General features: G+C 58.9%; 23 protein-coding genes. 8 read left to right on the top strand and 15 right to left on the bottom strand.

Translation table 11 applies throughout. The annotated features are described in order from the left end of the window. Window positions 1-7: 7 nt before the first annotated feature. Window positions 8-478 (bottom strand): outer membrane lipoprotein, encoded by a 471-nt coding sequence (locus ACT5M9_RS21605; RefSeq protein ID WP_457978974.1) that lies wholly within the window; start codon window positions 476-478, stop codon window positions 8-10. 17 nt (window positions 479-495) lie between these two features. Between ACT5M9_RS21605 and aat the strand changes: the two genes are divergently transcribed. The 3 genes from aat (at window position 496) to infA (ending at window position 2,203) form a co-directional block, all read left to right on the top strand. Next, window positions 496-1,203, top strand: coding sequence for a leucyl/phenylalanyl-tRNA--protein transferase (gene aat / locus ACT5M9_RS21600; protein ID WP_457978976.1), 708 nt, complete (start codon window positions 496-498; stop codon window positions 1,201-1,203). Further along, on the top strand, window positions 1,200-1,916 hold the full coding sequence (locus ACT5M9_RS21595) for an arginyltransferase (RefSeq protein ID WP_438551302.1): 717 nt from the start codon (window positions 1,200-1,202) through the stop codon (window positions 1,914-1,916). The genes aat and ACT5M9_RS21595 overlap by 4 nt, the downstream gene beginning before the upstream one ends. Before the next feature lie 68 nt (window positions 1,917-1,984). Then, window positions 1,985-2,203 carry a translation initiation factor IF-1 gene (gene infA / locus ACT5M9_RS21590; RefSeq protein ID WP_005300033.1) on the top strand — a complete coding sequence of 73 codons (219 nt, stop codon included), beginning with the start codon at window positions 1,985-1,987 and terminating at the stop codon, window positions 2,201-2,203. 69 nt (window positions 2,204-2,272) lie between these two features. Here infA and clpA read toward each other — a convergent pair whose 3' ends face one another. Then, window positions 2,273-4,525 carry an ATP-dependent Clp protease ATP-binding subunit ClpA gene (gene clpA, locus ACT5M9_RS21585; RefSeq protein ID WP_457978978.1) on the bottom strand — a complete coding sequence of 751 codons (2,253 nt, stop codon included), beginning with the start codon at window positions 4,523-4,525 and terminating at the stop codon, window positions 2,273-2,275. A 60-nt stretch (window positions 4,526-4,585) separates the two neighbouring features. Beyond that, window positions 4,586-4,903 carry an ATP-dependent Clp protease adapter ClpS gene (gene clpS / locus ACT5M9_RS21580; protein WP_438551304.1) on the bottom strand — a complete coding sequence of 106 codons (318 nt, stop codon included), beginning with the start codon at window positions 4,901-4,903 and terminating at the stop codon, window positions 4,586-4,588. Between the two features lie 228 nt (window positions 4,904-5,131). Between clpS and cspD the strand changes: the two genes are divergently transcribed. Continuing rightward, window positions 5,132-5,350, top strand: a complete 219-nt coding sequence (cspD, locus tag ACT5M9_RS21575) for a cold shock-like protein CspD (protein ID WP_005300025.1) — start codon at window positions 5,132-5,134, stop codon at window positions 5,348-5,350. A 119-nt stretch (window positions 5,351-5,469) separates the two neighbouring features. On the opposite strand, the gene asd is transcribed toward cspD, so the two are convergent. Beyond that, window positions 5,470-6,582, bottom strand: a complete 1,113-nt coding sequence (gene asd, locus ACT5M9_RS21570; protein ID WP_457978980.1) for an aspartate-semialdehyde dehydrogenase — start codon at window positions 6,580-6,582, stop codon at window positions 5,470-5,472. Between the two features lie 336 nt (window positions 6,583-6,918). Here asd and sugE point away from each other — a divergent pair, with 336 nt between their 5' ends. Further along, entirely contained in the window at window positions 6,919-7,233 is a 315-nt protein-coding gene (sugE, locus tag ACT5M9_RS21565; RefSeq protein ID WP_457978982.1) for a quaternary ammonium compound efflux SMR transporter SugE, read from the top strand. A gap of 280 nt (window positions 7,234-7,513) precedes the next feature. On the opposite strand, the gene ACT5M9_RS21560 is transcribed toward sugE, so the two are convergent. Continuing rightward, window positions 7,514-8,212, bottom strand: coding sequence for a B3/B4 domain-containing protein (locus tag ACT5M9_RS21560; protein ID WP_457978984.1), 699 nt, complete (start codon window positions 8,210-8,212; stop codon window positions 7,514-7,516). 289 nt (window positions 8,213-8,501) lie between these two features. On the opposite strand from ACT5M9_RS21560, the gene ycaO reads away from it, so the two are divergent. From ycaO to pflB, 3 genes are all read left to right on the top strand, one after another. Beyond that, window positions 8,502-10,262, top strand: a complete 1,761-nt coding sequence (ycaO, locus tag ACT5M9_RS21555) for a 30S ribosomal protein S12 methylthiotransferase accessory factor YcaO (RefSeq protein WP_457978986.1) — start codon at window positions 8,502-8,504, stop codon at window positions 10,260-10,262. A gap of 383 nt (window positions 10,263-10,645) precedes the next feature. Next, window positions 10,646-11,494 carry a formate transporter FocA gene (gene focA / locus ACT5M9_RS21550; protein WP_457978988.1) on the top strand — a complete coding sequence of 283 codons (849 nt, stop codon included), beginning with the start codon at window positions 10,646-10,648 and terminating at the stop codon, window positions 11,492-11,494. 41 nt (window positions 11,495-11,535) lie between these two features. Next, on the top strand, window positions 11,536-13,818 hold the full coding sequence (gene pflB, locus ACT5M9_RS21545) for a formate C-acetyltransferase (RefSeq protein WP_457978990.1): 2,283 nt from the start codon (window positions 11,536-11,538) through the stop codon (window positions 13,816-13,818). Window positions 13,819-14,457: 639 nt separating this feature from the next. Here the strand turns inward: pflB and ACT5M9_RS21540 are convergent. The 10 genes from ACT5M9_RS21540 to sdhC form a co-directional block, all read right to left on the bottom strand. Next, window positions 14,458-14,913 (bottom strand): YcgN family cysteine cluster protein, encoded by a 456-nt coding sequence (locus ACT5M9_RS21540; RefSeq protein ID WP_457978992.1) that lies wholly within the window; start codon window positions 14,911-14,913, stop codon window positions 14,458-14,460. 717 nt (window positions 14,914-15,630) lie between these two features. Continuing rightward, window positions 15,631-16,308 (bottom strand): hypothetical protein, encoded by a 678-nt coding sequence (locus ACT5M9_RS21535; protein ID WP_457978994.1) that lies wholly within the window; start codon window positions 16,306-16,308, stop codon window positions 15,631-15,633. A 153-nt stretch (window positions 16,309-16,461) separates the two neighbouring features. Continuing rightward, window positions 16,462-17,334, bottom strand: coding sequence for a succinate--CoA ligase subunit alpha (sucD, locus tag ACT5M9_RS21530; protein WP_457978996.1), 873 nt, complete (start codon window positions 17,332-17,334; stop codon window positions 16,462-16,464). After that, a complete protein-coding gene (sucC, locus tag ACT5M9_RS21525) occupies window positions 17,334-18,500 on the bottom strand; it encodes an ADP-forming succinate--CoA ligase subunit beta (RefSeq protein WP_106886993.1) in 1,167 nt (388 codons plus the stop codon). The genes sucD and sucC overlap by 1 nt, the downstream gene beginning before the upstream one ends. Window positions 18,501-18,717: 217 nt before the next feature. Continuing rightward, entirely contained in the window at window positions 18,718-19,911 is a 1,194-nt protein-coding gene (gene odhB, locus ACT5M9_RS21520; protein WP_457978999.1) for a 2-oxoglutarate dehydrogenase complex dihydrolipoyllysine-residue succinyltransferase, read from the bottom strand. 85 nt (window positions 19,912-19,996) lie between these two features. Beyond that, window positions 19,997-22,807, bottom strand: coding sequence for a 2-oxoglutarate dehydrogenase E1 component (gene sucA, locus ACT5M9_RS21515; RefSeq protein WP_438549467.1), 2,811 nt, complete (start codon window positions 22,805-22,807; stop codon window positions 19,997-19,999). Window positions 22,808-22,927: 120 nt separating this feature from the next. Then, entirely contained in the window at window positions 22,928-23,644 is a 717-nt protein-coding gene (locus ACT5M9_RS21510; RefSeq protein WP_457979001.1) for a succinate dehydrogenase iron-sulfur subunit, read from the bottom strand. A gap of 17 nt (window positions 23,645-23,661) precedes the next feature. Further along, window positions 23,662-25,428, bottom strand: a complete 1,767-nt coding sequence (gene sdhA / locus ACT5M9_RS21505) for a succinate dehydrogenase flavoprotein subunit (RefSeq protein ID WP_457979003.1) — start codon at window positions 25,426-25,428, stop codon at window positions 23,662-23,664. 1 nt (window position 25,429) lies between these two features. After that, entirely contained in the window at window positions 25,430-25,774 is a 345-nt protein-coding gene (gene sdhD / locus ACT5M9_RS21500; RefSeq protein WP_438549470.1) for a succinate dehydrogenase, hydrophobic membrane anchor protein, read from the bottom strand. Further along, entirely contained in the window at window positions 25,768-26,157 is a 390-nt protein-coding gene (gene sdhC / locus ACT5M9_RS21495) for a succinate dehydrogenase cytochrome b556 subunit (protein WP_438549471.1), read from the bottom strand. The genes sdhD and sdhC overlap by 7 nt, the downstream gene beginning before the upstream one ends. Window positions 26,158-26,391: the final 234 nt, after the last annotated feature.

The raw sequence follows: 26,391 nt of genomic DNA, 5'->3' as shown, positions 1-26,391 counted from the left end.
TGACCGCTCAGTAGGTCTTGTCGACCCGCACGCCATCGCTGAAATAGAGAATGCGCACCTTGTCACCGCTCGCGAATACCATGGCCGGATCGTAATCCTGGATCACGTTGATGAGCCCGTTCTGTTCGTTGCGAATGAGCAGCTCCACCAGCTTGTTTTCCACCACGCTGCCGCCGGACTGGTACTGCTGCACCGCGGCCGCCCCCGCGAGCGCCCCCACGGCGGTCGCTATTTCCCGCCCATGACCGCCACCAAACTGGTTGCCAAGCAGGCCTCCCAGCACGACGCCGCCCAGGGTCTTCCAGCCGCTGTGCTCGGATTCCACTATCTGGCGCTGGGTGATGTTGCGCACCGTATCCACCTGACCAAACACCACCTGATCCACGGGGCGCGCCGTGTTGCGCTCATAAGGCGCGGCCCAGGCGGTTGCCGTGACAAAGCCGAGCAAGCTGGATACTATCAGGATAATGGCCTTCATCTGTGAACCTCTGTCTTATGTCTCGCTATCTCACCCAACTGGATGATGAGCTGTGCTGGTTTCCCGATCCCCGCCACGCGCTGGAAGAGCCGAACGGCCTGTTGGCCATCGGGGGGGATCTCTCCCCTGACCGTCTGCTGGCAGCTTATCACAGGGGGATCTTCCCGTGGAATGAGCCCCACCAGCCGCTGCTCTGGTGGTCACCGGATCCCAGGGGCGTGGTCGAACCCGAGCAACTGCACATCGGCCGCAGCCTGCACAAGTTTATCCGCCGAACCTCATTCGATATTTCCGTCAATCGTGCCTTTAATGAGGTGATAGTGGCCTGCGCCGCCCCCCGCCGCAGTGCCAGCGGAACCTGGATAAGCACGCCCATGATCGACGCCTATCAACAACTCCATCGCCTTGGCCATGCCCACTCCGTCGAGATCTGGCAGGATGGCGAGCTGCAAGCCGGGCTGTATGGGCTCTCACTCGGGCGCCTCTTCTGCGGCGAGTCCATGTTCAGCCGCATCGACAATGGTGCCAAGCTGGCCATGATCGCGCTCTGTCGTCACTTCGGCCGCCATGGCGGCGCCCTCATCGATTGCCAGATGCAGAACGATTTCCTCGCCACGCTGGGGATCCAGCAGTGGCCGAGGCCGCAATTCTTGAGCGCTCTGAACAGACTGTCCCAGCAGTCCCTGCTGGAAGGCTGTTGGCTGCCGAGGAGCATCAGCCTATGACCGAAGAAGTGATCCTGAAAGTCGGGCTGACCCCCAGACACCCGTGCAGCTACCTGGGGCAGGAGCAGGAACAGTTGCTGGTGCTGATGGATCACGACCTGCTCAATGCCAACGGTTACGAACGGCTGCTGACGGCGGGGTTTCGGCGCAGCGGCAATGACATCTATCGCCCTCACTGCCCGGCCTGCAGCGCCTGCCAGTCCCTGCGCATCCACAGTGAACACTTCGTGCCGAGCCGGGGTCAAAAGCGCGTGCGTCATCAGAACCGGGATCTCGAACTGGTGCTGAGCTACGACGACAAGCCCGAGTATTATCAGCTCTACGAGCGCTACATCCGCGAGCGTCACCGCGATGGCAGCATGTATCCCCCCAGCCGTACCCAGTACAAGGGCTTCCTGCACTGTGACTGGATGCCCCCGCTCTATCTGGAGATGCGCAAGGAGGGGCGCCTCATCGGGGTCGCCACCACGGATCTGCTGCCCCACTCCCTGAGCGCCATGTATACCTTCTTCGATCCGGACTATGCCGATCGCTCTCTGGGGACCTTCGCCATCCTGAGTCAGTTGGAACTGGCCCGGCGGACAGGCCGCAGTTGGCTGTATCTGGGTTATCTGGTGGAGGCGTGCCGCAAGATGAATTACAAACGCCAGTACCTGCCCCACGAGCTGCTGGTACAGGGGGAATGGAAAAAGATCGATGCCAAGCCCGAGTAAACTTTACACATAGCCTTAAATCCGGCATGATCCAGCGGTTTTTTGTTGTGGCTTATCAAGAGGATTCAATGGCTAAAGAAGACAGTATTGAGATGCAGGGTACCATTCTCGAAACCTTGCCCAATACCATGTTCCGTGTGGAACTGGAAAATGGTCACGTGGTTATCGCTCATATTTCCGGCAAGATGCGCAAAAACTACATCCGTATCCTGACTGGGGACAAAGTAACGGTGGCTCTGACTCCGTACGATCTCTCCAAGGGACGTATTGTTTTCCGCTCTCGCTAAGCCAGGAATTCAGCAAAAAACCCCAGCCTCTCGGTTGGGGTTTTTTGCTATTTCTGTCGTTAGTCGGCTTTAGTGGGACACAGCTTCAACATTGACCTGAAAATCAAAGCTGAGGCTGTCATTCACCAGTTCCACTTTCACCACACCCCCATCGACCAGGGAGCCGAACAGGATCTCGTTGGCCAACGGCTTCTTGAGGTGTTCCTGAATGACCCGCCCCATGGGTCTGGCCCCCATGGCCCTGTCATATCCCTTCTCTGCCAGCCAGTGACGCGCCCCTTCTGATACCTCGAGGGATACCCCCTTGGCATCCAGCTGCACCTGCAGTTCGACAATGAACTTGTCGACGACCTGGTGGATCACCTGCATGTCCAGATGGTTGAACCAGATGGTGTGATCGAGCCGGTTACGGAATTCCGGGCTGAAGGTCTTGTTGATCACCGCCATGGCGTCGTGGCTCATGTCCTGTTGCTGGAAGCCGATGGACTTGCGCTGGGTCTCCTGCACGCCGGCGTTGGTGGTCATCACCAAGATCACGTTACGGAAATCCGCCTTGCGGCCGTTGTTATCCGTCAGAGTACCGTTGTCCATCACCTGCAACAGCAGGTTGAACACATCCGGATGCGCCTTCTCGATCTCGTCCAGCAACACCACGGAGTGAGGGTGTTTGAGCACGGAATCGGTCAAGAGGCCGCCCTGCTCGAAGCCCACATAACCGGGAGGCGCCCCGATCAGGCGGGAGACGGTATGGCGCTCCATGTATTCGGACATGTCGAAGCGCAGCACCTCCACCCCGAGCGCCTTGCCGAGCTGCTGGGTGACCTCTGTCTTGCCCACCCCGGTGGGGCCGGCAAACAGGAAGCAGCCTACCGGCCTGCGCTCGTTGCCAAGACCGGAGCGTGACAGACGGATGGCGTCGGTCAGCACGCTGATGGCCTTGTCCTGCCCGAACACCACCATCTTGAGGTTGCGCTCCAGGTTCTTCAGCACCTCCTTGTCGGAGGAAGAGACCGATTTTTCCGGGATGCGGGCGATCTTGGCCACGATGGCTTCAATCTCCGGCACATTGATCACTTTCTTGCGTTTGCTGGCTGGCAGCAAACGCTGGCCCGCCCCCGCCTCATCGATCACGTCGATGGCCTTGTCCGGCAGATGACGATCATTGATGTACTTGGCGGAGAGCTCCACTGCGGCCCGGATCGCCTTGACGGTGTAGCGCACGCCGTGGTGTGACTCATAGCGGCTCTTGAGCCCCATCAGGATGCGGGTGGTGTCGTCCACGCTCGGTTCGACGATGTCGATCTTCTGGAATCGGCGCGCCAGGGCGCGATCTTTCTCGAAGATCTGGGAATACTCCTGATAAGTGGTGGAGCCGACGCAGCGCAGCAAGCCATTGGAGAGCAGCGGCTTGATGAGGTTGGCAGCATCCAGCTGGCCGCCGGACGCGGCTCCCGCCCCTATGATGGTGTGGATCTCGTCGATGAAAAGGATGGCACCTTCCTGGCGCTCGATCTGCTTGAGCAGCACCTTGAGGCGCTTCTCGAAGTCACCGCGATACTTGGTACCCGCCAGCAGGGAACCCATGTCCAGGGAGTAGATTGTGCTGCCCGCAATCACCTCGGGCACATCACCCTTGACGATGCGATAGGCCAGCCCCTCGGCGATGGCGGTCTTGCCCACCCCGGCCTCCCCCACCAGCAGGGGGTTGTTCTTGCGGCGGCGGCAGAGCACCTGAATGGTACGGTTGAGCTCCTGATCCCGCCCGATGAGGGGGTCGATGCGCCCCTCCAGCACCAGCTGGTTCAGGTTGGTGGCGAAGCTCTCTATCTGGGCGGAAGAGACCTCGTCGTCAGACTCAGGACTGTTGCCGCCACTCTCGGGCTTGCTGTCCTTGCGCACCCCATGGGAGAGGAAGTTCACCACATCCAGCCGGCTTATCTCGGCCTTTTTCAGGAAGTAGGCGGCCTGGGACTCCTGCTCGCTGAAGATGGCGACCAGCACGTTGGCGCCGCTCACCTCGGTGTTGCCGGAGGACTGGACATGGAACACGGCCCGTTGCAGCACGCGCTGGAAGCCTAGGGTGGGTTGGGTTTCACGGTCTTCGTCATCGCGAGGGATGAGCGGGGTAGTCTGATTGATGAATGCGCGGATTTCCTTGCGCAGCTGCTCCACGTCCGCACCACATGAACTCAGCGCCTCATGGGCTGAGCTGTTATCCAGCAGGGCTAACAACAGGTGCTCGACGGTCATGAATTCGTGGCGCTCGTCACGGGCCAGCTTGAAAGCCTCGTTCAGCGTCTTTTCTAGATCTTTGTTCAACATAGGCACCTCCCCTCAGTACAGCCACAATGCGGTGTCGTTATCGCCATCAAGTCATCAGATTCAAGCCTTTTCCATGGTACATAGCAGTGGATGTTCGTTGTTACGTGCGTAGGTGTTGACCTGGACTACCTTGGTCTCGGCAATCTCGGCAGTGAAGGTGCCGCAGACTCCCTTACCACTATAATGCACACTCAGCATGACCTGAGTCGCCTTGTCCAGATCCATACCAAAGAACCTTTGCAGCACCTCCACCACGAACTCCATGGGCGTGTAGTCATCGTTGTTCAACACGACCTTGTACATGGATGGCGGTTGCAGCTTCGTTTTCTCTGCTTCTGCAATCTCTTCATTAGCAAAGAGTTCTTTCTGCTTGCTCATAATTGCGCTTTGGTACCTCTAGATTACTACCGTCTCGTCGAAGATTGTCAATAGACTTGTTAACCAGATCACATCGGTTGTTAACAACTTCTTGACTCGCTCAAAAGTTGGACTAGATTGGTTACTTGCTAATCGGCGCCCGTCTGCTATGGGCTGATGCTCTAGTTATATAAGGCTGGCGCAGGTTACTCAACGACTTCAGGGTAATCAATAAAAGGATGTAGATGTATGGCAACCGGAACAGTCAAGTGGTTCAACAACGCAAAAGGATTTGGGTTTATCTGTCCGGAAGGCGGTGGTGAAGATATCTTCGCTCACTACTCCACGATTCAAATGGAAGGTTACAAGACCTTGAAAGCAGGTCAGGCAGTCAACTTTGAACTGCAGCAGGGGCCGAAAGGAAATCACGCCTCTGTCATCGTGCCAAACGAAGCACAGAACATGTAAGAGTCAAACTGGATAAATTAAAAAACGGCAGACCATGCGGCTGCCGTTTTTTATTGGGAGGATCCCTGAGAAAAAGGAAGGCCAGGCCTTCCTTCTTGCATGTGCGGCATCGTTGCCTATCAGCGCGCCAGCAGGATATTCAGCATGCGGCGCAGGGGCTCGGCGGCCCCCCACAGCAGCTGATCACCCACGGTGAAGGCGGCCAGGTACTCCGGCCCCATGTTGAGCTTGCGCAGACGCCCCACCGGGATGCTGAGGGTGCCGGTGACGGCGGCCGGGGTCAGTTCGCGGGCGGTGATGTCGCGATCGTTCGGAATGACCTTGACCCAATCATTGTGGGCGGCCAACAAGGCTTCGATTTCGGCCAGCGGTACATCCTTCTTCAGCTTGATGGTGAAGGCCTGGCTGTGGCAACGCAGGGCGCCGATGCGCACGCAGAGGCCGTCCACCGGGATGGCGGCGTCTTCGATGCCGAGGATCTTGTTGGTTTCCGCCTGGCCCTTCCACTCCTCACGGCTCTGGCCGTTGTCGAGCTTGGTGTCGATCCAGGGGATGAGGCCACCGGCCAGCGGCACCCCGAAGTTGTCCACCGGCAGGGTACCAGAGCGGGTCTTCTCGGTGATCTTGCGCTCGATGTCGAGGATGGCGGAGGCGGGATCCGCCAGCTCCACCGCCACTTCGTCGCGCAGCAGCCCCATCTGGGTGACCAGCTCGCGCATATGGCGGGCACCGCCACCGGAGGCGGCCTGATAGGTGGCCACGCTCACCCACTCCACCAGATCGGCCTTGAACAGGCCGCCCAGGGCCAGCAGCATCAGGCTGACGGTACAGTTGCCGCCGACGAAGGTCTTGATGCCCTTGGCCAGGGCCTCTTCGATGACGTCGCCGTTGACCGGATCCAGGATGATGACGGCGTCCTTGTCCATGCGCAGGGAGGAGGCGGCATCGATCCAGTAGCCCTTCCAGCCGGCGGCCAGCAGACGTGGATAGACATCCTTGGTGTAGTCGCCGCCCTGAGCGGTGATGATGATCTCCTGGGCCGCCAGCGCGTCGATGTCGAAGGCATCCTGCAGGGTGCCGGCATCGACGCCGAAGTTGGGGGCGGCCTCACCGGCCTGGGAGGTGGTGAAGAAGGTGGGCTGAATGCGGGCAAAGTCCTTCTCTTCCTGCATCCGGCTCATCAGCACCGAACCCACCATGCCACGCCAACCGACCAAACCTACTTTTTTCATAATGTCCTACCCTGGATAGCTGCTATAGAAACTGTGTATTAAACGTCGCAACCCCTTGCCGGACGTGGGGTCCGTTTACAAATGGATCACAAGAAGAGTGTTGCACGCATGCGTCTGTCCACATTACGGATTGTCACGGCGGGCGCAAGTCGAATTGCGCAATATTCTGTGTCGATTGCCGCAATATCCACCGCCACGCCTCCACCGCTGACATCCCTTGGCAGCCAGGCCCCCTTTGGGGCATGATAAACGCGACTTGGCGGCCCTGCCGCCCCTCGGGGACGACCCCGGGGCTCCTCCTCTTGCAGGGACGACCCTGCCCCGCTGGAATTCACCATGCCCTGGTTACTCCTGCTACTGGCCGGCCTGTTCGAGGTCGCCTGGGCCATAGGCCTCAAATACACAGACGGCTTCAGCCGCCCCCTCCCCACCCTGCTGACCCTCTCTGCCATGGGGGTGAGCGTGTTCTTGCTCGCCATGGCGGTCAAACAGCTGCCCCTTGGCACCGCCTACGCGGTCTGGACCGGCATAGGCGCGGTCGGCACCGTGCTGATGGGGATCTGGCTGTTCAACGAGCCCGCCACCCTGGCGCGGGTGCTCTGCCTGATGCTGATCATCGGCGGCATCCTTGGGTTGAAACTTATTGGCTAGGCAATAAAAAGGGGATCGGACTGACCGATCCCCTGCCTCATCGCCGTGACCTGTGTACTGACCCCCATGCCGATAAATCACTGCCTGTAGCGATGTCTCACCCTGACTTATCTGTAGGGTTGGCATAAAGCAGCATCTTTCGTTGCCCTGTTCCTGCGTTTATCCCTGGGTCGGTGCTCGGCAAACCCAGAGCCGTCATTCGCGATCCGCACGAATAGAAAGGACCACCCTGGGTGGCCCTGCTCTTCTCACCTTTAGGCTCACTATGCCTGGGGCAGCCTTATGCCTCCGTCAGGCAGCCGATCAGCTCATGCTCGATGCGGGCCTCCGGCATCATCTGCTTCAATCCCTCGATCAACCGATCGCCGGCCTCCTGCAGCGCCGAGAGCGGCATCGGCGGCAGGCTCTCCAGGATGAACCACATCTGGCCGGACTTGGCACTGAGCCGGGTTCTGATCCCCTGGCGCCAGTTCCAGCGCCGGCAGGTCACCCCCTTGTCATCGCGCCACACCACCTCCCCCGGCTCCGGGCTCTCATGGGCAGGTGCGCCCTCCTTCATGGTGTCGAACAGCTCGCTGCCGTCGGCGACTATGAGGCGCGGCGCCCCCTCATAGGCGGTGAAATCTTCGCCGCCCACCGGGATGGCGTATTCGATGCTGATGGCGTTGTAGAGATCCACCACGGGATCGATACAGGGCAGCGAGCCGTCCCGCAACACCCGCTTGCGCAAGGCCTGGGCCGAACAAGGGAAACGCTGGGGCTTGGCACCGAAGCGCTTGAACACCTGGTCCCAGGCATTGAGGTGATCTTGCGCCCAGGGGGCCTCCCCCGCGGCGATCGACTGGCAGGCCCGCGCCAGCGCCCGGCTGCCGACCTCGGCATCGACGATGGGGGCCCCCTCGACCAGAATGCTCAGGGCCCGAAACCCTGGAGCCAGGGCGGTCACGCCGGGTGCGATCTGTGGTGTCATCAATGGCATAGCAACTCCCGATAAATGGGCTCTGGGCAGGCAATTATGCAGGGCGACCCACACCAATTCGCGCCGCGTCTCGCCTCCCGAAGCAAGAGGGCCCCATCATGACGGGGGCCGAATCATAAAAAAAACTACTTTTTCTTAATGTTGTTTAGAGAAACTAATGAAGCGCCGGCATACCGGTCGCATATAGCACTCTGCTCAACCCCTGGCATGGGATAGTCCTCGCCGCTTCCCCACCGACTCATGCTATTATCTGCGGCCTAACATGAGTCAATAAAATCAGGATATTGTGATGACCGACCACACCTTTATTCCCGGCAAGGACGCGGCGCTGGAAGACTCCATCGAACGCTTCCAGACCAAGCTGCAAGCCCTGGGGTTTGATATCGAGGAGGCCTCCTGGCTCAACCCCGTGCCCAACGTCTGGTCCGTGCATATCCGCGACAAGGAGTGCGCCCTCTGCTTCACCAACGGCAAGGGTGCCAGCAAGAAGGCGGCGCTCGCCTCCGCCCTCGGCGAGTACTTCGAGCGTCTCTCCACCAACTACTTCTTCGCCGACTTCTATCTGGGCGAGCAGGTAGCGAACGGTGACTTCGTTCACTATCCGAACGAGAAGTGGTTCCCCATCGAGGGGGATCAGCTGCCCGCCGGCCTGCTCGACAGCTTCACCCGCAAGTTCTACAACCCGGACGGGGAAGTGACCGCCGACATGCTGGTGGATCTGCAATCGGGCAACGAGGGCCGCGGCATCGTCGCGCTGCCGTTCGAGCGTCAGTCCGATCACCACACCGTCTACATCCCGATGAACATCATCGGCAACCTCTATGTTTCCAACGGCATGAGCGCCGGCAACACCAAGACCGAGGCCCGCACTCAGGGTCTGTCCGAGGTGTTCGAGCGCCACGTGAAGAACAAGATCATCGCCGAGGCCATCAGCCTGCCGGAAATTCCGGCCGAGGTGATCGCCCGCTATCCCGGTATCAAGGCCTCCATCGATGCGCTGGAGGCCGAAGGCTTCCCCATCTACAGCTTTGATGCCTCCCTGGGCGGTCGTTACCCCGTCATCTGCGTGGTGCTGCTCAACCCGAACAACGGCACCTGCTTCGCCTCCTTCGGTGCCCACCCGCGCTTCGAAGTGGCGTTCGAGCGCACCGTCACCGAGCTGCTGCAGGGCCGTGGCCTCAAGGATCTGGACGTGTTCGTGCCCCCCTCGTTTGACAACGAGCAGGTGGCGGATCACCACAACCTGGAGACCCACTTCATCGACTCCTCCGGCCTCATCAGCTGGGATCTGTTCAAGCAGGAGAGCGACTTCGAATTCGCCGACTGGGACTTCCGTGGCACCTCCCAGGAAGAGTTCGATCACCTGATCGGCATCTTCCACGAGCTGGAGCAGCCGGTCTACATCGCCGACTACGAGCACCTCGGCGTCTATGCCTGTCGCATCCTGGTGCCCGGCATGTCCGACATCTACCCGGTCGAGGATCTGCTGCTGGCCAACAACACCATGGGCGCGCACCTGCGGGAGGTGATCCTGGCGCTGCCGTCCCTGGAGTGGGGCGCAGAGCAGTACATGGCGCTGTTCGATCAGCTGGATGAAGAGGGTCACGACGAGCGCACCCGAGTGCGCGAGCTGCTCGGCATCGCCGCCGCCAAGGGCACGGCCCTGCACACCCTGCGGGTCGGTGAACTGAAAGCCATGCTGGCGCTGGCCGCGGGTGAGCTGGAGAGCGCGCTGGATCTCATCGACTGGACCATGGAGTTCAACCAGTCGGTGTTCCCGAGCGATCGCGCCAACTATTACCGCGCCCTGCGCGCCTGCGTCGAGCTGTTCCTGGACGAGGAGCGCGATCCCGAGCAGTACCGCCCGGTGTTCGCCCGCATGTTCGGGGAAGCGACCCTGGCCGAGGCTTGGGCCCACGCCCGTGGCGAGGCGCGCTTCCACGGCCTGGAAGCCGCGGATCTGTCTCTCACCCAGTTCCCGCTGCACCAGAAGCTGCTGGCCGCCTATGAGAAGCTACAGAAGGCCAAACGCGCCCATTCCTGGGCCTGATGTGGAAGTGTGACGAAGGGGCCTGATGGCCCCTTCTGTTTTATGGTCTACGCTTTGGGCGGTTTGTCATTCAGGGATGAAATAAATAACAAAAAATACCCCTAAGGGGGTTGTCAACCAAGCGGCTTCTGTGCGGGGCTGCTGCAAAGATAGATTGGCGATATATTTTTGCAAAAAATAAAATTAAAACGCATAAAATCATCAACTTAATGTAAATTGCATTTCTGTTTCACATGAAATCGGGTGTAAAGTCAAGCTGTCAGCGGGGTCAAATTTCTGTAGTAAAATTACATTCACAATCTGTAATTCTTGATCCGAGTCAATTTTGACGAAATGGCCCTTTGTTATGATTTCCACAGGCAAAATATGCAGGTACATGAGAATTGAAAGCAGAATCTCCCTTTGATTGTCTCAAGCCCGAAGCCATCGCCGCACTGGCCGAAGACATTACTTATGCCAAGGCCACCAAGCCTGCATACAAGGTCATCCCCCTGGCCATCACCGCCGGCGCCTTCATCGCCATCGCGTTCATCTTCTACATCACTGTCACCACGGGCAGCAGCGGCATGTCCTGGGGCATGTCCAAGCTGGTGGGCGGCCTCTGCTTCTCCCTGGGCCTCATCCTCTGCGTGCTGCTCGGTGCCGAGCTGTTCACCTCCACCACCCTGACCCTGGTGGCCAAGGCGGCCAATCGCATCAGCTGGGCTCAGCTGTTCAAGAACTGGGGCCTGGTCTACTTCGGTAACCTGATCGGCGGCCTCATCATGGTGGCACTCATCATCATGTCCGCCGAGTACACCGCCGACAACGGCCAGTGGGGCCTCAATGCCCTCAACGTCGCCCAGCACAAGATCCACCACAGCTTCTTCGAAGCCGTCGCCCTCGGCATTCTCTGCAACCTCATGGTGTGTCTCGCCGTGTGGATGGCGTTCGGCGCCCGCAGTGCCACCGACAAGGTGATGGTCATGCTGCTCCCCGTCGCCATGTTCGTGGCCTCCGGTTTTGAGCACAGCATCGCAAACATGTTTATGATCCCGGTTGGCATCGCGATTCACAGCGTGGCCGGTCCGGAATTCTGGCAGGCCATCGGCCAGGATCCGGCAACCTTCGCCGACCTGACCGTATCCAACTTCGTTCTACACAACCTCATTCCGGTCACCATTGGCAATATCATCGGTGGTGGCGTTATGGTTGGTTTGACTTACTGGTTTATCTTCCGTCGCCATCATTAAGGACGGCGACAGACACATAAATACCTTGAGAGGTAATGAAAATGGCAGAACTTAACGAACAGTTCCAACAAGCATGGGAAGGCTTCGCAGCCGGTGAATGGCAGACCTCTGTCAACACCCGTGATTTCATCCAGAAGAACTACACCCCCTATGAAGGTGACGAGTCCTTCCTGGCTGGCGCGACCGAAGCCACCACCAAGCTGTGGGACAAGGTCATGGAAGGCATCAAGATCGAGAACCGCACTCACGCGCCGGTCGATTTTGATACCGACCTGCCCTCCACCATTACCGCTCACGATGCCGGCTATATCGACCAGAGCCTGGAGCAGATCGTCGGTCTGCAGACTGACAAGCCGCTCAAGCGCGCCATCATCGCCAACGGCGGTATCAAGATGGTCAAGACTTCCTGCGAAGTCTACGGCCGTCAACTTGACCCCATGGTCGAGAAGATCTTCACCGAATACCGCAAGACCCACAACCAGGGCGTGTTCGATGTCTACACCAAGGACATCCTGAACTGCCGTAAGTCTGGCGTCATCACCGGTCTGCCGGATGCCTACGGCCGTGGCCGTATCATCGGTGACTACCGCCGTGTTGCCCTGTACGGTATCGACTTCCTGATGGCCGACAAACTGGCCCAGTTCAAGTCCCTGCAGGCCGATCTGGAAAACGGTGTCAACCTGGAAGCCACCATCCGTCTGCGCGAAGAGATCTCCGAGCAGCACCGTGCCCTGGCCCAGATGAAGGTGATGGCTGCCAAATATGGCTGTGACATCTCAGTACCGGCCAAGACCGCCAAAGAAGCCGTACAGTGGACCTACTTCGCCTACCTGGCGGCGGTCAAGTCCCAGAACGGTGCCGCCATGTCCTTCGGTCGTACCTCCAGCTTCCTGGACGTGTACATCGAGCGTGACCTGAAGAAGGGCCTGATCACCGAGCAAGAAGCCCAGGAGCTGATGGACCACATGGTCATGAAGCTGCGTATGGTTCGCTTCCTGCGTACCCCGGAATACGATTCACTGTTCTCCGGCGACCCGATGTGGGCCACCGAGACCCTGGCCGGTATGGGCGTTGATGGCCGCACCCTGGTCACCAAGAACAGCTTCCGTATGCTGAACACCCTGTACACCATGGGCCCGTCCCCTGAGCCGAACCTGACCATCCTGTGGTCCGAGAAGCTGCCGGTCGGTTTCAAGAAGTACTGCGCCAAGGTATCCATCGAGACCTCTTCCGTTCAGTACGAGAACGACGACCTGATGCGTCCGGACTTCAACAACGATGACTACGCCATCGCTTGCTGTGTGTCCCCGATGATCGTCGGCAAACAGATGCAGTTCTTCGGTGCCCGTGCCAACCTGGCCAAGACCATGCTGTATGCAATCAACGGCGGTATGGACGAGAAGCTGAAGATCCAGGTCGGTCCTAAGACCGAAATGGTCAAGTCCGAGTACCTCGAGTACAACGACGTGATGGACCGTCTGGATCACTTCATGGACTGGCTGGCCAAGCAGTACGTCGCCGCCCTGAACATCATCCACTACATGCACGACAAGTACAGCTACGAAGCCTCCCTGATGGCGCTGCACGACCGTGACGTCTATCGCACCATGGCTTGCGGCATCGCCGGTCTGTCTGTTGCGGCCGACTCCCTGTCTGCCATCAAGTACGCCAAGGTCAAGCCGGTACGTGATGCCGATGGCGTCTCCATCGACTTCGAGATCGACGGCGAGTACCCGCAGTTCGGTAACAACGACGCTCGCGTCGATGACATCGCCTGTGACCTGGTCGAGCGCTTCATGAAGAAGATCCAGAAGCTCAACACCTACCGTGGCGCCGTGGCGACCCAGTCCGTGCTGACCATCACCTCCAACGTGGTGTATGGCAAGAAGACAGGTAACACCCCGGATGGCCGTCGTGCCGGTGCACCGTTCGGCCCGGGTGCCAACCCGATGCACGGTCGTGACCAGAAGGGTGCCGTTGCTTCACTGACTTCCGTCGCCAAGCTGCCGTTCGCCTACGCCAAAGATGGTATCTCCTATACCTTCTCCATCGTACCGAACGCCCTGGGTAAAGACATGGAAGCCCAGAAAGCCAACCTGGCTGGCCTGATGGATGGTTACTTCCACCACGAAGCCAACCTGGAAGGTGGTCAGCACCTGAACGTCAACGTGATGAACCGTGAAATGCTGCTGGACGCCATGGAAAACCCGGAAAAATATCCGCAGTTGACCATCCGCGTATCCGGTTATGCCGTTCGCTTCAACTCCTTGACCAAGGAGCAACAGCAAGACGTCATCACCCGTACCTTCACCGCCTCTCTGTAATCGAGTCTCGGTGAACAGAAACCGGCGCCCAGGCGCCGGTTTTTTTATGGCTGTTTGCCGCTGTGCAAGCCGCTTCCCACCTTCCAGGCCCGCTGGCTCACTGGCTTTGACCCGCAGGCTCTGCCAGACATTGGCCTCCATCACACCCCTCTCTACTCCCCTCCTGCACGTTATGCACTGATGCGCTCACAAGCACTCAGGTGCTCAGGTGCTCAGGTGCTCAGGTGCTCAGGTGCTCAGGTGCTCAGGTGCTCAGGTGCTCAGGTGCTCAGGTGCTCAGACAAGCAGAGCAGAACCGTGCTTGGCCGCCACGGACTTTGCATCAGAACCTGAATCCCTTCCCTCTCCCCTTGGGAGAGGGTCAGGGTGAAGGGATGTCACAGACATCGCGAGAAGGGGCCAGAAAGCAACAAGGGCAGCAGAGTATGACTCTGCTGCCCCCTTGTGTCCGGATGCAATTGAACGGGGACTGGCGGCGTTAGAGGCGACCTCTCAGAACCCGGCGCTGCGTCTGTCTCGCAACAAGACGTTACACTGCCTATATCGCAGAAAACTGATCATTTATATGCCAAAAACAACAGGGACAGCGAAGTCTCACTCCCCTGATCCTTCAGTCAGCGACAAATGGCGGTTTGAGGCCTAGCTCGCCCAAGTAATGATATGGTCGGCCCAATCGCCAGCCTGCGCCTCGTGGACTACCTTACCGCGCACCGACTGACCGGCCTGGTGCATGGCGCTGCGGCTGCCGGTGATCAGCGGATGCCAAGCTGGCAGGGTATCCCCTTCCGCCAGCAGGCGATAGGCACAGCTCGACGGCAGCCAGTCGTACTCGGCTATCTTGTCGACCGTGATCTGCAGGCAGTCCGGCTCTTTTTTAAAGCGGTTGCCATAGTCGGAGCATTGACAGGTCTTGGTATTGAGCAGGTTGCAGGCGACGTTGGTGAACACCAACTCCTCGGTGTCCTCGTCGATGAGCTTGTTCAGGCAGCACTTGCCGCAGCCATCGCACAGGGACTCCCACTCACTCATGGTCATCTGCTGCAGGCTCTTTACCTGCCAAAAGGGGGCTGTCTGCACGGGTTCACTCTGCTGCATAAAAATTGGCTCACTCAATACACTGACAAGCGCGTGGTTATACGCTTTTTGGCCCGATTTTTCAAGGTTGGCGGCTGTCTGTGGCAAACCTGGACTTCGCGCTACAGAGTCACAACCGACCACTTCATGTAGGTTGTGACTGAGCCTGTACAGTCCAACATGCGAGATGGATTTCTTGTTCGTTATGAGGTCCAGTCACGCGAACGTCCGATTACGCTTCGCTAATCGAACCTATAGTTCTGCATGACAGATGACTTGGAGGACATGGGTATAAAAGTGATCTCGGTTCCCCCCGGGCACTCTTCACCAAAATGCCCCCCCACCGATGCAATCCGTAAGCGGATTGATTGAGATAATCGAACGTGGCAATGCAGATTCACGGGATATTATCTACCTGGAAGCAGGCATATTTTCATGGTAAAGCCTAAATTAGAATGGTGATGCGGACAAAAATATTTTCAAACAAAAGCACAAAAATCTATAAATAGAAAAACAACACCAGATAGTGATACCTTTATCAAAGGCATCAATAAAACAAGACCGCCAATCTGTTACTCTTAACATATAGAAGAGAGAGAACAATTATTCACAGTCTAATAAAACACAATGTTTACGATTAACTACCCTACCTTGAACTACCTCTTGCATCCAACTTTTAACAACCCATTTATCAGTCTATACGGATAACAAAAAACATATTTTTCATGGAGGATAAATTTATCTTCGCATGTTTTTATAGTCGACCACCATATATATTTCATTGCATATATTTTCGTTCGAAGACTTTAAATCCATACTAGTTGTGAACTTAGCGATAGCTCGACCCTCACTCCATTTTGAGTCCAGACTTTCAAGAGTTTCCTCAATAAAGACAAAAATATCCTCACTAGCATCACCTTTCCTGTATGTAGGAAAGAAACTTACAGCAAGTGTTATGTGTTCATTACCACCATTAAACGAGTTTTCACTATCCTTTGCTGCATTGTTAAGAGTGTTTTTAATTCGATCTACAATGACTTGTTTTTTTGCTCTTTTGGATGTACATAGCCAACGTAGCTTAGCTTCACATATTGCTACTAATGTTGAAGGTTTTTTGTTTCTCTTACTATTAATTTGAAAATACAAATCTACTCGCCCATATTTTGGAAGGCTATCCTTTTTGCTGCCTATGAGCTTTGTCGACTGATACTCCTCCAGAGTTATACCACCTTTAATCCAAATCCCTGCCGAGAGCGCACCGATACAGGCTCGTTCGTTATACCAATGTATTGAATCACATCCAGGATAACTATTTTCATATCTCTGCAAAGCTTCGATCCAACCATTACAAATGTCTTGAATGTTTTTACGATGTTTACTTGGCATCGTATTTAACATTACTTTCCCTTGAATCATATTCGCACCTAAAGTTAATTGAACCAAGTTCGTAGTTGTAAATAGTTAAGCTATTTTAATAGTTTTTACACATGGGTATCACTAACTAAACTACTTCACCATAAAAAATGCCGCCTAAAAGGCGGCATTTTCTATCAGAGATAACAGGCTGACTTACCAGCCGGTTACTTCCCGCAGGGCCTTGCCGATATCAGCCAGGGAGCGCACGGTTTTCACGCCGGCATCTTCCAGGGCGGCAAATTTCTCTGCGGCCGTGCCTTTACCACCGGCGATGATGGCGCCAGCATGACCCATGCGCTTGCCAGCCGGGGCGGTGACACCCGCGATGTAGGAGACCACCGGCTTGGTGACGTGAGCCTTGATATAGGCCGCCGCCTCTTCCTCGGCGCTGCCGCCGATCTCGCCGATCATCACGATGGCTTCGGTCGCAGGATCCTTCTGGAACATCTCCAGGATGTCGATGAAGTTGGAACCCGGGATGGGGTCGCCACCGATGCCGACGCAGGTGGACTGGCCGAAGCCCTCGTCCGTGGTCTGCTTGACCGCTTCGTAGGTCAGGGTGCCGGAGCGGGAGACGATGCCTACCTTGCCCGGCTTGTGGATGTGACCTGGCATGATGCCAATCTTGCACTCACCCGGGGTGATGACGCCCGGGCAGTTCGGACCAATCATGCGCACGCCGGTTTCCTGCAGCTTCACCTTGACCTGCAGCATGTCCAGGGTCGGGATGCCTTCGGTGATGGTCACGATGAGCTTGATGCCGGCATCGATGGCTTCCAGGATGGCGTCCTTGCAGAACGGGGCCGGCACATAGATGACGGAGGCGGTGGCGTCGGTGGCTTCCACGGCGTCACGGACGGTGTTGAACACCGGCAGGCCCAGGTGGGTGGTGCCACCCTTGCCCGGGGACACGCCGCCGACCATCTGGGTACCGTAGGCAATCGCCTGTTCAGAGTGGAAGGTACCCTGACCGCCGGTGAAGCCCTGGCAGATCACCTTGGTGTCTTTGTTGATCAGAACGCTCATTATTTGGCCTCCGCGGCTTTGACCACTTGCTGCGCGGCGTCAGTCAGACTCGTTGCGGCGATGATGTTGAGGCCGCTGTCGGCCAGTTTACGGGCACCCAGTTCGGCGTTGTTGCCTTCCAGACGCACCACCACGGGCACTTTCACCCCGACTTCTTTGACGGCACCTATGATGCCTTCCGCGATCATGTCGCAGCGCACGATACCGCCGAAGATGTTGACCAGCACGGCTTGAACCTTGCTGTCAGACAGGATGATCTTGAAGGCCTCGGTCACGCGCTCCTTGGTGGCACCGCCGCCGACGTCCAAGAAGTTGGCCGGTGAGCCGCCATGCAGGTTGACGATGTCCATGGTACCCATGGCCAGACCCGCGCCGTTGACCATGCAGCCGATGTTGCCATCCAGCGCCACATAGTTCAGCTCCCACTGGGCGGCGTGCGCTTCGCGGGGGTCATCCTGGGAGGGATCGTGCATCTGACGCAGCTTGGGCTGACGGTACAGGGCGTTGGCATCGATGTTGATCTTGCCGTCCAGGCAGTGCAGGTTGCCCTTGTCGGTGATGACCAGGGGGTTGATCTCCAGCAGTGCGAAGTCGCAATCCAGGAACATCTGGCCCAGGCCCATGAAGATCTTGGTGAACTGCTTGATCTGATCGCCGACCAGACCCAGCTTGAAGGCCAGCTCGCGCGCCTGGTAAGCCTGCGGGCCTACCAGCGGATCGATGGCTGCCTTGTGAATGAGTTCCGGGGTCTCGTGGGCAATCTTCTCGATGTCCACGCCACCTTCGGTAGAGGCCATGAAGACCACGCGGCGGGAGCCACGGTCAACCACGGCGCCGAGGTACAGTTCCTTGGCGATGTCGGTGCAAGATTCCACCAGGATCTTGGTGACCGGCTGACCGTTGGCGTCAGTCTGATAGGTCACCAGGTTCTTGCCGAGCCAGTTCTGGGCGAAGGCACGGATCTCGTCCTTGCTCTTGGCCAGCTTGACGCCGCCCGCCTTGCCGCGGCCACCGGCGTGGACCTGGCATTTGACGACCCAGGTGTTGCCGCCAATCTTGTCGGCCGCTTCGGCCGCTTCCTGCGGGGTAGCACAGGCATAACCTTCGGAGACCGGCAGGCCATACTCGGCAAACAGCTGTTTTGCCTGATATTCATGCAGATTCATAGATGCTCTATCCGTGTTGTAGGTATTTCCGTCCGGGGCTCGTGTTTCTCAATCCCCTGTGAAAGGGCCTCGGGGGCCCCGGTTATCTTTCTGATTTCGCTCGGGTACTCGAAGGCAGGGGCGTCTGCCAGCAAGGGCCGACCTCCCCCGCCCCTCGGACATCCTGTTGCATGGCCGGATTAGCCAAGCCCGGGGCTTGCCCATCCGGCCACTGCCCTTAGACATCCAGCAACAGACGGGTCGGATCTTCCAGCAGCTCCTTGATGGAGACCAGGAAGCCCACGGACTCGCGACCGTCGATGATGCGGTGGTCGTAGGAGAGGGCCAGGTACATCATCGGCAGGATCTCGACCTTGCCGTCCACCGCCATGGGTCTGTCCTGGATCTTGTGCATCCCCAGGATGGCGCTCTGCGGCGGGTTGATGATGGGGGTGGACATCAGGGAGCCGAACACGCCGCCGTTGGTGATGGTGAAGTTGCCGCCGGTCAGTTCGTCCACGGTCAGCTTGCCGTCACGGCCCTTGCCGGCCAGGTCTTTGATGGCCTTCTCGATGTCCGCCAGGCTCATGTTGTCGCAATCGCGCAGCACAGGGGTCACCAGACCACGGGGAGTGGAGACGGCGATGCTGACGTCGAAGTAGTTGTGGTAGACGATGTCATCCCCATCCAGCGCGGCGTTCACTTCCGGGTAGCGCTTCAGGGACTCGACGACCGCCTTCACGTAGAAGGACATAAAGCCGAGCTTGATGCCGTGCTTCTTCTCGAAGATCTCGCCGTACTGCTTGCGCAGCTTCATGATGGGCGCCATGTTGATCTCGTTGAAGGTGGTCAGCATGGCGGTGGTGTTCTTGGCCTCCAGCAGACGCTCGGCGATGCGTTTGCGCAGACGGGTCATGGGCACACGCTTCTCGGTGCGACCGGCCAGCGGAGCCACCGGAGCGGCAACCACGGGAGCGGCGGCGACCGGCGCAGCCACGGGGGCCTTGCCCAGATTCTTGATGAAGGCTTCCACGTCTTCCTTGGTGACGCGACCACCCTTGCCGGTGCCGGTCAGCTTGGCGACGTCGATGGAGTGCTCGGCCACCAGGCGGCGCACGGACGGGCTCATGCCGTCGGTGCTGTCGTCGGCCACGGCTTCCACCGGCTTCTCCTTGGTCTCTTCACCGGCCACGGGGGCGGCCTTGAGCATGGCGATCAGCTGACGGGAGAGCACGGTCGCCCCTTCCGCCTGCAGGATGTCCCCCAGGACGCCGGCTTCCGGCGCCGGGACTTCCAGCACGACCTTGTCGGTTTCGATGTCGACCAGTACTTCGTCACGGGCAACCAGATCACCCGGTTTCTTGTGCCAGGTCGCGATGGTGGCATCTGCCACTGATTCGGGCAGGTCCGGTACCTTGATCTCGATAGTCATCTATTCAGTTCCTTGTTTACTTCTTGGCCAGCAGGCTTGTTCCAGCTCAGAGAGGGGTTTGGCACCCCTCTCATCCATGACTCGTTTATTCCAGCGTGAGGGCGTCTTCCACCAGGGCTTTCTGCTGCTTGGTGTGGACGGACATGTAGCCGACGGCCGGTGAAGCCGAGGCCGGGCGACCGGCATAGCGCAGGCGGGCATGGCTTGGCAGCACGCTGTCATAGTGATGACGGGTGCTGTACCAGGCGCCCTGGTTCTGCGGCTCTTCCTGACACCAGACGAAGTCGGTGACATGGGCGTAGTCGGCCAGGATGGCGCGCACCTCTTCCTCCGGGAAGGGGTAGAGCTGCTCGATCCGCACCAGGGCCACGTCCTGCTGCTCGGCCTTGCGACGGGCATCGAGCAGGTCGTAGTAGACCTTGCCGGAGCAGAAGACCACGCGCTTGACCGCCTTGGGATCCAGCGCATCGATCTCGCCGATGGCGTTCTGGAAGGTCCCTTCGGCCAGCTCGTCGAGCTTGCTCACCGCCAGCGGGTGGCGCAGCAGGGATTTGGGCGTCATCACGATGAGCGGACGGCGCATGGGGCGCACCACCTGGCGGCGCAGCATGTGGAACACCTGGGCCGGGGTGGACGGCACGCACACCTGCATGTTGTGCTGGGCGCACATCTGCAGATAGCGCTCGAGGCGGGCGGAGGAGTGCTCCGGGCCCTGCCCTTCGTAACCGTGCGGCAGCAGCATGGTCAGGCCACACATCCGGCCCCACTTCTGCTCGCCGGAGGAGAGGAACTGATCCACCACCACCTGGGCACAGTTCGCGAAGTCGCCGAACTGTGCTTCCCAGATGGTGAGGCCGGCCGGCTCGGCGCTGGCGTAGCCGTACTCGAACGCCAGTACCGCGTTCTCGGTCAGTACGGAGTCGTACACCTCGAACGGCCCCTGCTCGTCGTGCAGGTTGCACAGCGGGGTATAGGTGCTCGCATCGGTCTGGCTGTGCAGCACGGCGTGGCGGTGGAAGAAGGTGCCACGGCCGGAGTCTTCCCCGGTGAAGCGGATGCGGGAGCCCTTGTCCACCAGGGTGGCGTAGGCCAGGGTCTCGGCAAAGCCCCAGTCCACCAGCTTGTCGCCGGCGGCCATCAGGCGGCGGTCTTCGTAGATCTTCTCGACCTGGCGCTGCAGCACATGGGTCGCCGGGTACTGGCTGATGCGCTCACCCAGTGACTTCAGGTGATCCATGGGCACAGTGCTGTCATAGGGCATGGCCCAGTCGTGACCCAGATAGGGCGTCCAGTCCACGGAGTGCAGCTCCATGGGGCGCCACTCCTTGCTCACCCGCTCCCCCCGATCCAGGGTGTCGCGGTACTCGTTGACCAGGGTAGTCGCGAGCTCGGGGGCTATGCTGCCCTCGGCGATCAGCTGATCGGCGTAGATCTTGCGCGGGGTCGGGTGCTGCTTGATCTTCTGGTACATCAAGGGCTGGGTCGCGCTCGGCTCGTCCGCCTCGTTGTGACCGTGACGACGGTAGCAGACCAGCTCGATGACCACGTCGCGCTTGAAGGTGTTGCGATAATCCAGGGCGATCTGGGTCACCAGTACCACGGCTTCCGGGTCATCCCCGTTGACGTGCAGCACGGGGGCCTGCACGGACTTGGCGATGTCGGTGCAATACTCGGTGGAGCGCAGGTCACGGATGTAGGAGGTGGTGAAACCGACCTGGTTGTTGATGACGATGCGCACAGTCCCGCCGACGCCATAGGCGCGAGTCTGGGACATGTTGAAGGTCTCGGCCACCACACCCTGCCCCGCCATGGCGGAGTCACCGTGGATGGTGATGGGCAGGACGCTGGAGCCATCCTTGTCGCCGCGGCGGTCCATACGGGCACGCACGGAGCCGATGACCACGGGGTTGACGATCTCGAGGTGCGACGGGTTGAAGGCGAGCGCCAGGTGGACGTTGCCACCCGGGGTGGCGAAGTCGGAGGAGAAGCCCATGTGGTACTTCACGTCCCCGGTGCCCCAGGACTCGCCGTGCTTGCCGGCGAACTCGTCGAACAGGTCCTGGGCGCGTTTGCCGAGCACGTTGATCAGCACGTTCAGGCGGCCCCGGTGGGCCATGCCGATGACGGCTTCTTTGCAGCCCTGCTCACCGGCGCGGCGGATCAACTCTTTCAGCATGGGCACCATGGCATCCCCCCCTTCCAGGGAGAAGCGCTTGGCGCCGGGGAACTTGGCCCCCAGGTATTTTTCCAGCCCTTCGGCGGCAGTCAGACTCTCGAGGAAACGGGTCTTCTCCTCCAGGTTGTAGTTGCCGTGGGCTTCGATGGATTCGAGCCTGTCTTGCAGCCAGCGCTTCTCCTCGGTGGAGGTGAGGTGCATGTAGTCGGCACCTATGCTGCTGCAGTAGGTCTTCTTGAGCGAGGCGTAGAGATCCGAGAGCACCATGGTCTCGCGCCCGATGGCGTAAGAACCCACGTTGAAGGTGGCTTCCATGTCGGCCCCTTGCAGACCGTGGAAGGCGGGATCCAGTTCGGCAACGGTTTCACGATCCCAGAGGCCGAGCGGATCCAGATTGGCGTTTTGATGGCCACGGAAACGGAAGGCGTTGATCAGCTGCAGTACCCGCACCTGCTTGGCATCCACCTGGGGATCGCTGACGGGGGCACTGTAACGGGAGGTGTCCTTGGCCAGGCGGCGGAAATAGTCGCGAACCTGGGAATGGGGTTGGTCGACCGCATGACCATTGACCTGGGGCAGCTGTTCAAACAGGCTGCGCCACTCGTCGGCGACGGAGTCGGGGTTTTCCAGGAAGGATTCGTACAAATCCTCAATGTAGCTTGCATTCGCACCAGCCAGGTGAGATGACTCCAACCAGGCCTTCATCACGCCGTTATGCATTTCTATCCCTTGTACATCTTGTTCGCTGCAGCGCAGCTTGTAGGGTTCAAATAGCCATCCTGCATGTGGCTGGATGGCTATCCAGAGGTCAGGCCCGGCGTGTGACGCCCGGCCCTGGTACTACACGGCCCGATTGAGCAGCATCGACTTGATCTGACCGATGGCCTTGGTCGGGTTCAAGCCCTTGGGACAGACGTTCACGCAGTTCATGATGCCGTGGCAGCGGAACACGCTGAACGCGTCGTCCAGGTTACCCAGACGTTCGGCAGCCGCGGTGTCGCGGCTGTCCGCCAGCCAGCGATAGGCGGCGAGCAGACCGGCTGGGCCGATGAACTTGTCCGGGTTCCACCAGAAGGAGGGGCAAGATGTGGAGCAGCAGGCGCACAGAATGCACTCGTACAGACCATCCAGCTTGGCGCGCTCTTCGGGGGATTGCAGGTGCTCACGCACGGGCGGCAGTTTCTCATCGTTGATGAGGAAGGGTTTGACCTTCTCCCACTGGGTGTAGAACTGGGTCATGTCGATCACGAGATCTCGGATCACCGGCAGGCCGGGCAAGGGGCGAATGACGACCTTGTTGCCCTTCTTCAAGAGATCGGAGAGCGGGGTGATGCAGGCAAGACCGTTCTTGCCATTCATGTTGACGCCGTCGGATCCACAGACCCCTTCGCGGCAGGAGCGGCGGAAGGCGAGGGTGGGATCCAGCTCTTTCAGCTGGATCAGTGCATCGAGCACCATCATGTCGGAACCCTCAGGAATATCAAGGTGATAATCCTTCATGTACGGGACGTTATCAACATCCGGGTTGTATCTGTAAACAGAGAATGTGACGTTCATTGTATTTGGCTCCGCAATCAGTAAGTCCGCACCTTGGGTGGGAATGCCTCACGGGTTTTCGGAGACATGTTGACAGCGCGACGGGTCATGGACTCGGTGTCCGGGTGGTAGAGGCTGTGGCACAGCCACTGCTCGTCGTCGCGATCCGGGAAGTCGAAACGGCTGTGAGCACCGCGACTCTCGGTACGGAAGTTCGCCGCCACCGCGGTGGCATAGGCCGTCTCCATCAGGTTGTCCAGTTCCAGGCACTCGATGCGCTGGGTGTTGAACTCCCTGGAGGTGTCGTCCAGGCGGGCATTCTTCAGGCGCTCGCGGATGAGTTTGAGCTCGGCCAGCCCCTCTGCCATGGCGTCCCCTTCCCGAAATACGGAGAAGTTGTTCTGCATGCAGCGCTGCAGATCCTTGCGGATCTGGGCCGGATCTTCCCCATCACGGTTGGATTCCCAGCGGTTGAAACGCTCGAGGGCCTTGGCGACCTCGGCCTCGGTGGCCTCGCGGCCGTGTTCCATAGAACCCAGGGTCTCCACCAGGTGCATGCCGGCGGCACGACCGAACACCACCAGATCCAGCAGGGAGTTGCCACCCAGACGGTTGGCGCCGTGTACGGAGACGCAGGCGATCTCGCCCACCGCGAACAGACCGACCACGGGCACGTCCTTGCCGTCCTTGTCCTGGGTTAGGCACTGACCGTTCACGCTGGTCGGCACGCCGCCCATCATGTAGTGGCAGGTCGGGATAATGGGGATGGGTTCCTTGACCGGATCCACGTGGGCGAAGGTGCGAGACAGCTCGCAGATCCCCGGCAGACGGGATTCCAGCACCTCTTTGCCGAGGTGATCCAGCTTGAGTTTGATGTGCGGGCCCCAGGGACCATCGCAGCCACGGCCTTCGCGGATCTCGATCATGATGGAGCGGGCCACCACGTCGCGACCGGCCAGGTCTTTCGCGTTCGGCGCATAACGCTCCATGAAGCGCTCGCCGTCTTTGTTCAGCAGGTAGCCGCCTTCACCGCGGCAACCCTCGGTCACCAACACCCCTGCCCCGGCGATGCCGGTGGGATGGAACTGCCAGAACTCCATGTCCTGCACGCCCACACCGGCGCGCAGCGCCATGCCGACGCCGTCACCGGTGTTGATGTGGGCGTTGGTGGTGGACTGGTAGATGCGACCGGCGCCGCCGGTGGCCAGCACGGTGGCCTTGGCCTTGAAGTAGACGACCTCGCCACTCTCCATGTCGATGGCGGTACAGCCGACGACGTGGCCGTCCTGGTTCTTCACCAGATCCAGCGCGTACCACTCGGAGAATACGGTGGTCTTGTTCTTGACGTTCTGCTGATACAGGGTATGCAGCAAGGCATGGCCGGTCCGGTCGGCCGCGGCCGCGGTACGGGCCGCCTGCTCACCGCCGAAGTTCTTGGACTGACCGCCGAACGGGCGCTGATAGACGGCGCCGTTGTCGAAGCGGGAGAAGGGCAGACCCATGTTCTCCAGCTCATAGACGGCTTCCGGGCCCGTCTTGCACATGTATTCGATCGCTTCCTGGTCACCGATGTAGTCGGAGCCCTTGACGGTGTCATACATGTGCCACTGCCAGTTGTCGTCGTGGGCATTGCCCAGGGCGACCGTGATACCGCCCTGGGCGGATACGGTGTGGGAACGAGTCGGGAAAACCTTGGAAAGCAGTGCGCAGCTCTTACCGGACTGGGCAATCTGCAGCGCGGCGCGCATGCCGGCGCCACCGGCACCGATCACGACCGCATCAAATTCACGAGTTGGAATAGTCACCTTACACACCCCACAGCACGACGAAACCAGTCATCAGATAGACAAACAGCACCACCACCAGTGCAAATTGCAGTGCACCGCGCAGTCCCACCGGTTTGATATAGTCGGTCAGCACCTGCCACAGACCGATCCAGGCGTGGATCAGGACGCAGACCAGCGTCAGCAGGGTGAAGACCTTGGTGAAGGTTTTGGCGAAGAAGCCGGTCCACACCTCGTAGGTGATGTCATTGATGGCGACGAAACCCACCAGATAGAGGACGTAGGCCGTCATGATGAGGGCGGTGGCGCGGATCAGGATGTAGTCATGAACACCGCTGCGCCCGAAAGTTGCAGAATTGGTTACCATACCAGAACCCCCGCCAATACCGCCAGAACCGCTGTGATCACGAAGCCCACCCGGGCACTCTGATTACCGGATTCCAGCTCTTCCCAATGCCCCATGTCCATGACCAGGTGACGCAGACCGCCCACTATGTGGTAAGCCAGCGCAGTCAGGATCCCCCACAACACGAACTTGACCAGGAAGTTGTCCATGATGGCAACGACCGATTCAAATCCTTCGGGAGAGGCGAGTGAAGTACCAAGCATCCACAGCAAGATGGCAAGCGCCACAAAGGTGATGACCCCTGAGACACGATGCAAGATGGAAGCGATGGCGGTGACAGGAAAGCTGATCGTCTGTAGGTCGAGGTTTACAGGTCTCTGTTTGTTTTTCACGGCTTTGCCCACTCAGCTCCATTGAGCACGTTAGTTATTGTTTTTACACGCTTTGAGGGCTAGGAGTGGCATTTGTTAGGTTTTTGTTACCAAAACAACTCAGGAAAGCCAAAAATAACATTTTCAATATCACATCTGGCTTTGCGAAAGCGTTTCAAACACCGACGACCATCACCCACGTGGCGCAGTATATCGGCGGCCTTAACCAATGACAATCAATTAGCTACATAGAAAACCCAAAACCGT

This window comes from Aeromonas sp. AE23HZ002T15, assembly GCF_054165525.2.
The sequence above is the reverse complement of the archived record's forward strand: the minus strand, read 5'-3'. Positions and strand labels throughout refer to the sequence as shown.